Raw genomic sequence first — 8707 nt, forward strand, 5'->3', positions numbered from 1 at the left:
CTACCCCCTCCCAAATTTCATCTTGTCTTCCTCAACAGGAACTTCCATAGGATATTCTCCCGAAAAACAAGCCTTACAAAATCCGCATCTGGCACCAATTGCCATTTTAGACAACCCCTCTATGCTCAAATAACCAAGGCTGTCAGCGCCAACGATCTGTCTGATTTCTTCTATGGAGTGGGTGGAAGCTACAAGCTGTTTCCTGGAAGGGATATCTGTACCAAAGTAACAGGGCCACTTAAATGGCGGCGAACTTATTCGCATATGAACCTCTTTTGCTCCGGCATCTTTTAGCATCTGGACAATCCTGCCGCTCGTGGTCCCCCTTACGATAGAATCATCTACCATGACAATTCTTTTCCCTTCTACACTGCTTTTTAGAACATTAAGCTTTATCTTTACTCCCTTTTCCCGCTGACTTTGTTCAGGTTGTATAAAGGTTCTTCCGATATATCGGTTCTTAATCAAACCTTCTCCATAGGGAATACCCGATTCCTCAGCGTACCCGACAGCTGCCGAAACCCCGGAATCAGGAACCCCAATAACCAGGTCAGCCTCTACAGGATGTTCTTTTGCAAGTATCCTTCCGGCTTCTTTTCTTGTTTCATATACACTTGCTCCTTCAATAATACTATCCGGTCTTGCAAAATAGATGAACTCAAATATACACAAATTCGATCTCCCAATACAATTTGATTTAAGAGAACGAAGACCATTTTTGTCTATTACAACAACTTCTCCCGGCTCAACATCCCTTACAAACTCTGCATTGATGGAATCAAGGGCACATGTCTCGGAAGCCAATATATAGGAATTTTCAAGTTTTCCAATACTTAAAGGACGGATACCATAAGGATCCCTCGCCCCTATTAACTTTCGCGGGCTCATCACTACAAGAGAATAGGAGCCCCTTACCTGCTTCATCATCTGGGCTACCGCATCTTCAATGGAACCACACCTTACACGTTCCCGTGCAATCAAGTATGCAATAACCTCAGAATCAATGGTAGTTTGAAAAATTGCACCGCTTTTTTCTAATTCCGACCTTATTTCGGCTGCATTTACCAGGTTGCCGTTATGTGCAACTGTTAGAGTACCTTTAACATACTTTGTTACAAGCGGCTGAGCATTTTCCCTCAGACTTGCCCCGGTAGTGGAATATCTTACATGCCCCACTGCAATTTGTCCTTTAAGGTGGTTAAGGATAACATCATTAAATACTTCCGGGACCAATCCCATGTCCTTATGATAAATGATGGTGCCGTCATCATTTACTGCTATTCCGCAGCTCTCCTGTCCACGGTGCTGGAGAGCATACAACCCATAATAGGTAAGGCGGGCGCAATCATGACCATCATTGTCATAAATACCAAACACGCCACATTCTTCATTCAGTTTATCTAATCGCCAATTGAAATCAATATATCTATTCATGTATTATTCCCTCTCAAAGATTGATTGATAGCTCGGAGTACTACAGTTCACGGTTCACTGGAATAATACTTTGCCAATATATCTGAGAACTGTGAACTGTGAACAAATACAATACTCAAGTTACACAAAAGTATTTTACTCCCCCATTAATCTCTTAAGAACTTCCTTATACGCATCTTCTACGTTTCCAAGGTCTCTTCTGAACCTGTCCTTATCCAGTTTTTCTTTGGTCTTTGAATCCCAGAAACGGCAGGTGTCAGGAGATATTTCATCTGCCAGAATAATGTCTCCTTTGTATCTGCCAAACTCTAATTTGAAGTCTATTAATTCAATTCCTAAATCTTTTAGATAATTAGACAATACTTCATTTACTTTAAAAGCGATATTGGCAATCTTGTCCAGTTCTTCTTTAGTTGCAAGCTGTAGTGCATAGATGTGATAATCGTTAATCATGGGATCTCCCAGTTCATCATTCTTATAACAGTATTCCAAAACTGTTGAATGAAGCTTTGTACCTTCTTCTAATCCCAAACGTTTGGACAGACTTCCTGCGGCAATGTTTCTAACAATTACTTCAATAGGAACAATCTCAACCTTCTTAACAATTGTTTCCCTATCACTTATTTCTTCTACATAATGGGTAGGAACTCCTTCTTTTTCAAGAAGCTTGAACATATGATTTGAAATCTTGTTGTTCATGATCCCCTTATCCTGTATAGTTCCCTTTTTTAAGCCATTAAAAGCTGTAGCATCATCTTTGTACTCAACAATATACATATCCGGATTATCCGTTTTATATACTTTCTTTGCTTTTCCCTCATAAAGCATTTCTAACTTTTTCATAGTTTTGAAACCTCCTCTTTTATTTGTGCATCTTTTTCTTCTACTTGCCTTGCCATATCTATCTTAAAAGCTTTGAGCTTTGTTTTTAAGTCTTCATAGGCCAGGGAAAGAATTTGAACTGCCAGTATGGCAGCATTATCTGCCCCATCTATTGCTACAGTAGCAACAGGAATACCTTTTGGCATTTGCACAATTGATAGCAAAGAATCTAAGCCGTCCAATGTTGAAGACTTGATGGGCAGACCAATTACAGGAAGTGTTGTGAAAGCAGCAAGAACTCCAGGCAGATGAGCAGCTTTACCGGCAGCACCAATGATTACGTCAATGCCATTGGCTTCTGCATTTTTCGCAAATTCTTCTGCCCTATAAGGTGTGCGGTGTGCCGAGATGACATTGACATCAACTTCCACATCAAAGTGTTTGAGAACTTTAATACAATTTTTTAATATAGGAAAGTCTGAATCACTTCCCATGACAATAGCTACTTTTGGTTTTTTGTTAATACTCATGCCAATAACCTCCTTTTATTAGTTCGGAGTTCGGAGCTCGGAGTTCGGAGCTAACAACGAATATTTTCTGCAAATTAGTGCGAACTTCAAGTTACGAACACCTTATTATCAAGAAATAAAATTGATAATTGTCAATTAATAATCTACAACCCTTAATTATCAATTATCAATTCATTCCAGAATCTTAGATTAAATGAAGTCCGATAATTTGGTTTACCGGACTTCATTTAGTGTTCTGCCTAGTATTAATGCGGCAGGATTGAGAATCTTAAGATAAATAATACCGCCAATATATATACAATAGGATGCACATCTTTAGCTTTTCCTGTGAGAACCTTTACTATAGGGTATACAATTAAGCCTGCCGCGATACCGGTAGCAATACTGTAAGTAAACGGCATCATTACAATAGTCAAAAATGCCGGCAAAGCCTCACTAATATCATCAAATTCAACATACTTGATTGCACCCATCATGAGAACGCCAACAATGATTAAAGCAGGAGCTGTAGCAGCACCAGGCACTATTCCAACCAATGGGGAAAAGAACAGTGCGGCAAGGAATAAAATACCAGTAACAACAGATGTCAAACCGGTTTTTCCTCCTTCTGCAATACCGGCACCACTTTCAATATATGTTGTAACAGTTGAAGTTCCAAGACATGCACCTACTGTTGTAGCAATCGCATCTGCCATAAGTGCTTTTTCCATTCTTGGCAATCTTCCTTCTTTATCTAAAAGACCAGCCTTTTGGCCAGTACCTATTAATGTCCCTATAGTGTCAAACATATCAACCATGGTAAAGGATATAATCACTGTAAGTGCAGCAAAGATTGCTCCCGCAATCCCCTTTCCATCAGCACCTAATAATCCGGCAAAGTCCATCTTTAAGAATGTTGGAGCAATACTTGGAGGCATTGAGAAAATACCAAACTTAGAAAGATCAGTAACCCCAAATGGTATACCAATTACGGTACTTAAAAGAATACCTATCAGTATTGCGCCTTTCACCCTGTAAGCCAGCAATATACCGGTAATAATAAGACCAATGACTGTAACAATGGCTATTTTTGTATCAGGACTATTTACGTCTGCAAAACTTGCAATCTGAACAAGAGTCGCATCACTGTTAACAATAATTTTTCCGTTTACCAGACCTATCAGTGCAATAAAAAGTCCTATTCCTGCTGTAATTGCATATTTTATATTTTGAGGAACCGCTTGCACAATTGCCTCTCTCAAACCTATCAATGTTATGATGATAAAAAAGATACCTGAAATAAATACTGCAGCCAACGCCTGCTGGAAAGTATATTTCATTCCTATAATAATTGTAAAAGTGAAGAAAGCATTCAATCCCATCCCTGGTGCCTGAGCAAAGGGTAAATTTGCATATAATCCCATCATAAAAGTACCGATCGCTGCAGCAACACATGTAGCTACAAAAATGCTTCCCCAGTATGTTGCTTTTTCGGCATCAGCAAAGGGGGTTGTCAGAATGGTAGGATTTACAAAAATAATATACGCCATTGTAATAAAAGTAGTAATACCAGCAATAATTTCTGTTTTTACATTTGTGTTGTTTTCCTTTAATCTAAAAAACTTGTCCATTGTAAAAACTGACTCCTTTCTTTTTTGTCTCTTTTGTCTTACTTGTGTAGTTTTTCCTTTAAATTAAATTAAATTTACAACCGCTTACTTTCCCTTAGAGAATAATCACCTCCAAATAAAATCCGCCAAAAAAACGGACAAATAGATTTCGAGTGAAATCTATTTGTCCGTTTACTATTAAACCATACCTCTTTTCCCCATGGCAAAATGAAGTATAGCCATGTTCCTTTTTACCTTTTTACAAACCATCAAAGACAATTATCCTATTTCAAAGGTAAACCCGAACATTTCTTACGGATTTGTTGTACTATAACAACATCGTTAGATTCACTCATAGTCAAACAATTTACGGTTGTTTGGTAGAGACTTTCGAGCCATATTCCCGAAATTATATGAGCTGGTATACTATTTAATTTACACATTTATAGTACCAAATGACATTAATTTTGTCAATGAAAATGGATAAGAAATCTGAACCTTTTTTAAAATTTTAAAATTAATATTCGTATTTTTATTCTCACTCTGTGTTTAAGACTTTTTCTTTATTTTCTATCATTGATTTTACTGCATTTCACGTCATTATTATCTATATTTTCAAAGAAAAAATGACGTTTCAAACAATATTAGTATCGTTTTAGTATCGCTCTTTTCACTCATTGTTTATATTTTCTATGGTGTCAATCATATCATTTTATAACCTTGGTTATATCCATCTTAGCATATACAACCCTATGAATTTCAACAACCTGTTCTTTAACCACATAGAAAACAGCATAATTTTTGACTGGTAACAGTCTATATTCTTCTTCTAAAACCATTGATGTTTGATATACCTTGCATGAATATAGAAATTGTTGAAGCCTTTTTATTGATTTATCAAGAGCATCTACTAAATCCATTGCTGCTTTTGGTGTTTTTAAATGTTCTGCTATATAAAAGACAATTTCATATATATCTTTTCTTGCAGATGGAAGGTAACGTAATTCATACATTATCTGCTTCTACCTTTTCTTTAAGCTTTTCTCTTAAATCTGCAAAAACTTCTTCATGAGAATATCTTACATCAGTTGTTTTAGCTTCAAGTGCAGCTTCTTTCAATTTTTCATAAATCATAATATCCAATTTAAACTTTTCATAAGCTTCCATGCTCATTACAACCATATCACCATAACCATTCTTGGTCAAAAAAACTGGTTCTGCTGTTTCATGAACAATCCTTGATATATCAGCAAAGTTATTTCTTAAATCTGAAACTGGTCTGATATGTGGCATACAATCATCACCCCTTAAATTAGCATAGCATAATTTTATCATAATTATGCTAAATATTCAAATAGGTTTGAACGTTATCTTTCAATTATTCAATTCAAGAATAATAACAATACCACCTTTCCTATGTACCATAATCCAGGACTATGTTCAAAAACTATATGATTATGAACCAAGTGATAGATTGTTTCCAGTAACAAAGTATTATTTGCACCATGAAATGGATAGAGGATGCAAAAAATCAAAAGTCAAAAGAATCAGGATCCATGACTTGCGACATTCCCATGCATCCTTGCTGATAGAAATGGGATTTTCCCCCTTGCTTATATCAGAAAGACTTGGTCATGAGAACATCCAAACTATTACAAACATATTCCCATCTGTATCCAAACAAGCATGGAGAAGTGGCACAAAAACTGAAACAATTAAATAATAGTACGTGTTTAGTACGGTAATTTAAAAAACAAACCTTCAAACCCAGTAAAATAGAGGGTTTAAAGGTATTTTCTTTATTATTCCCACTCTATTACGGAAAGTTATTTTTTGATATTTCTTAGTAATTTTTCGTGTATATATTATCTATATTCCATTAAAATTCAGTTTCAATTTTTATTCTTTATGAATTTTAATGCCAAAATAATACCACAGAATATTTATTGTTAGCTCCAGTTAATCTCACTATGGTCAACTGTTTCACCGTCCTCAATTTCTTTATCAGCCTTGGCTAATCTCTCTCTTTCCGAATGTGATAATTTAGTAAAATCGCTATCCCAGTCAACAATAGCTGTAACAGGCTTTACAATATACCCAGATGCTGTTTCGGGATCCACCTGAGGTGTTTTAGATGGAACCGGTATTTCATCCCCATCCTTTTCCATACCATAAATATGCAAACCTAATGCTTCAGCAGCCTGCTTCTGTGCCTCTTCAAAATTCTCTCCACAACTCACGCAACCCGGAAGATCAGGAAAGTATACACTATAGCCTGTTTCAGTTGGTTCAAATACAGCTAAATAAGTAAACTTAATCATTGTTTTATCAATAGCTTTGATATTGCAGTCTATCTCTTCCCTATCTTCTTGTGTTAGTGCATCGAGGTTTTTATGAATATCGTCCCATTTTCTTGTTTTCGCAGCCATATTACTCATTCCTTTACAAAAGCAAACTGTAGGCTACTCTGCGTAGCCTACAAAACAATTATACCTTCTGTACAATTTTTAGTCCATATTTCTCTGCGATTTCTCTACCTTCTTTTCTCCGCTTCTCTGCTCTTTCTTCCGGTGTAAGGTTTTTTGTTTCTTCGTACATTTTTTCCCTTATTTCGTGTATTTCTCTTAAGGCTCTTGGCTCATTACTCATCGTCATCATCAATCACCTCCGAAGGAGAATAAATATCAATGTTCTTATAACCTTCCCTTGTATTTATAAGGTTGACCATTATTATAGTTTTTCTTTTTACAATATGCTTAAAATTCCAACTTAATATTATATCCATTCCTGTCAATGTTGCGGTTGCTATGTGCACTGCATCATCACGATACTTTAAAGGTATTATACCTTCATCAACGTAAATATCTGCTAGTTTTTCAACCTCATCACCCTCATCTAATACCGCAATAGGATATTCATTAAAAAGACGAAAAAGCTTTTGTTTTGTTTCATCAGAAGCTTTATTTATTTCATTTGTGACTGCATAAGATGTATATGCTTCATACTTGCCGTATGATATCTCATTGAAAAGTTTTATAGTATCATCTCTTTTGTCAGGGGCATCATCAGCATAGAAAAAATTAAAAATAGTCGTTTCAAGATAGACCTTGAGCTTTTTCATTTCTCCTCCGTCCCTTCTTCAGGTATATACTCTATTAAATCGCCTGGTTGGCACTCTAACGCAGCACACAATTTATCAATAGTTTCTAATTTTGCAGTTTTTACATCTTGAGGTTCATTATTATAAAGCTTTGACACTGTTGGTTGTGACAAGCCTGTTATCTCAGCTACTTGATTTATATTTAATTTTTGTTTTGCCATTATTATTCGTAAGTTGCAGTTTATCATTAAATACACCTCCCCTTTATATTGTACTACTATAATTATGATATGTCAAAATATAATTTATAAAAAATTAACTGTAGTTTGATATTTTCTATTGACATTTAAACTATAGTTAATTATAATTGAACTATAGTTTAATATATATAAACTTTAGCTTTAGGAGGGATTGATATGCTTAAAGTTTCCATAATTGAGCAAAGAGCAAGGGAGGTTTCTGAATCACGGTCATATTTACAAGAGCAGGAATATAGAGAACAACTTAATAAGGTTAACCAAGCTTTCGATGCAATCAAACGTATTCTGCCAGATAATATTAGAGAGCAGCTTTCAAAGCTCTTTGATGAATATTTGATTGCAAATGATAAAATGCATATAGTTATTGAAAGAGAAGCTTATAAGCAAGGTCTTGTTGATGGTATTGAAATAAATAAATTACTTACATGAATGGAGGAAAAGTAAATGAACGTACAAGAAATTAGAAAAACAGTGTTTATGCTAATCTAAAAATGGACCCCGGTTATAATTGAAAAATCCCCCCCTGACAGGTAAACTCTCTTATGTAAAACATGCATAAGAGGGGGCAAGAGGAGTTGATTAAGTTGAGCCAGAAGCAGCAAATTATCATAGCAGCATATTTGGAAAATAAAGCAAAAAAGGCTATAGCAAGGGAGTTGGGTGTTAACGTAAAGACTGTAAGAAAGTATATTGCGGAATATGAGGCAAGCAGGCAAAAACTTCTAGATGCCGGTACTATTGATGATATAAGAGAATTGACTGACAGTATAGTCGAAAAGCCTACATATGATTCTAAAAACAGATCCAAGAGGAAGCTAACTGATGAAATCATAGAAAAAATAGAATTTTATCTTAAGGAGAATGAATACAAAAGGAGTATCGGTCAGTCCAAACAGCAAAAGAAGAAGACAGACATATATGAAGCATTGATTGCTGAAGGTTATGATATTAGCGTTGTAAATATTGTAAATA

At 35.5% G+C, this 8707-nt stretch carries 11 protein-coding genes, 2 pseudogenes and 1 riboswitch; of the genes and pseudogenes, 3 read left to right on the forward strand and 10 right to left on the reverse strand.

From position 1 onward, the window contains the following. The 6 genes from purF to CIB29_RS06920 all read right to left on the reverse strand — a co-directional run bounded on the left by purF (nt 1) and on the right by CIB29_RS06920 (nt 5668). Entirely contained in the window at nt 1-1434 is a 1434-nt protein-coding gene (gene purF / locus CIB29_RS06895) for an amidophosphoribosyltransferase (protein WP_094548095.1), read from the reverse strand. A gap of 135 nt (nt 1435-1569) precedes the next feature. Then, nucleotides 1570-2277, reverse strand: a complete 708-nt coding sequence (gene purC / locus CIB29_RS06900; protein ID WP_094548098.1) for a phosphoribosylaminoimidazolesuccinocarboxamide synthase — start codon at nt 2275-2277, stop codon at nt 1570-1572. Then, a complete protein-coding gene (gene purE, locus CIB29_RS06905; RefSeq protein WP_094548101.1) occupies nt 2274-2786 on the reverse strand; it encodes a 5-(carboxyamino)imidazole ribonucleotide mutase in 513 nt (170 codons plus the stop codon). The genes purC and purE overlap by 4 nt, the downstream gene beginning before the upstream one ends. 245 nt (nt 2787-3031) lie before the next feature. Next, nucleotides 3032-4396: an NCS2 family permease gene (locus CIB29_RS06910; protein WP_094548104.1), complete on the reverse strand. Its 1365-nt coding sequence runs from the start codon at nt 4394-4396 to the stop codon at nt 3032-3034. A 314-nt stretch (nt 4397-4710) separates the two neighbouring features. Then, a riboswitch (purine riboswitch) is annotated at nt 4711-4812 on the reverse strand. A gap of 270 nt (nt 4813-5082) precedes the next feature. Then, a complete protein-coding gene (locus tag CIB29_RS06915; RefSeq protein WP_094548107.1) occupies nt 5083-5388 on the reverse strand; it encodes a type II toxin-antitoxin system RelE/ParE family toxin in 306 nt (101 codons plus the stop codon). Beyond that, a complete protein-coding gene (locus CIB29_RS06920) occupies nt 5381-5668 on the reverse strand; it encodes a type II toxin-antitoxin system Phd/YefM family antitoxin (protein ID WP_094548110.1) in 288 nt (95 codons plus the stop codon). The genes CIB29_RS06915 and CIB29_RS06920 overlap by 8 nt, the downstream gene beginning before the upstream one ends. Nucleotides 5669-5765: 97 nt before the next feature. Between CIB29_RS06920 and CIB29_RS06925 the strand changes: the two are divergent. Continuing rightward, nucleotides 5766-6120 (forward strand): annotated as a pseudogene (locus tag CIB29_RS06925) (tyrosine-type recombinase/integrase); the annotation flags it as partial. Between the two features lie 204 nt (nt 6121-6324). On the opposite strand, the gene CIB29_RS19180 reads toward CIB29_RS06925, so the two are convergent. From CIB29_RS19180 to CIB29_RS06940, 4 genes are read right to left on the reverse strand one after another with little or no spacing between them, the layout of a single operon-like run. After that, nucleotides 6325-6813: a type II toxin-antitoxin system HicB family antitoxin gene (locus CIB29_RS19180; RefSeq protein ID WP_242965087.1), complete on the reverse strand. Its 489-nt coding sequence runs from the start codon at nt 6811-6813 to the stop codon at nt 6325-6327. Between the two features lie 49 nt (nt 6814-6862). Then, entirely contained in the window at nt 6863-7033 is a 171-nt protein-coding gene (locus CIB29_RS18515; RefSeq protein WP_157910232.1) for a hypothetical protein, read from the reverse strand. Then, entirely contained in the window at nt 7017-7496 is a 480-nt protein-coding gene (locus tag CIB29_RS06935; RefSeq protein ID WP_094548113.1) for a PIN domain-containing protein, read from the reverse strand. Before CIB29_RS06935 ends, CIB29_RS18515 begins: the two co-directional genes overlap by 17 nt. Further along, nucleotides 7493-7723 carry a helix-turn-helix domain-containing protein gene (locus CIB29_RS06940; RefSeq protein WP_094548116.1) on the reverse strand — a complete coding sequence of 77 codons (231 nt, stop codon included), beginning with the start codon at nt 7721-7723 and terminating at the stop codon, nt 7493-7495. Before CIB29_RS06940 ends, CIB29_RS06935 begins: the two co-directional genes overlap by 4 nt. A 168-nt stretch (nt 7724-7891) precedes the next feature. Between CIB29_RS06940 and CIB29_RS06945 the strand changes: the two genes are divergently transcribed. Then, nucleotides 7892-8164: a hypothetical protein gene (locus CIB29_RS06945; protein ID WP_094548118.1), complete on the forward strand. Its 273-nt coding sequence runs from the start codon at nt 7892-7894 to the stop codon at nt 8162-8164. Nucleotides 8165-8310: 146 nt separating this feature from the next. Beyond that, nucleotides 8311-8707: pseudogene (locus tag CIB29_RS06950) on the forward strand (helix-turn-helix domain-containing protein); the annotation flags it as partial.

This window comes from Petroclostridium xylanilyticum (assembly GCF_002252565.1).
GTDB lineage: Bacteria > Bacillota > Clostridia > SK-Y3 > SK-Y3 > Petroclostridium > Petroclostridium xylanilyticum.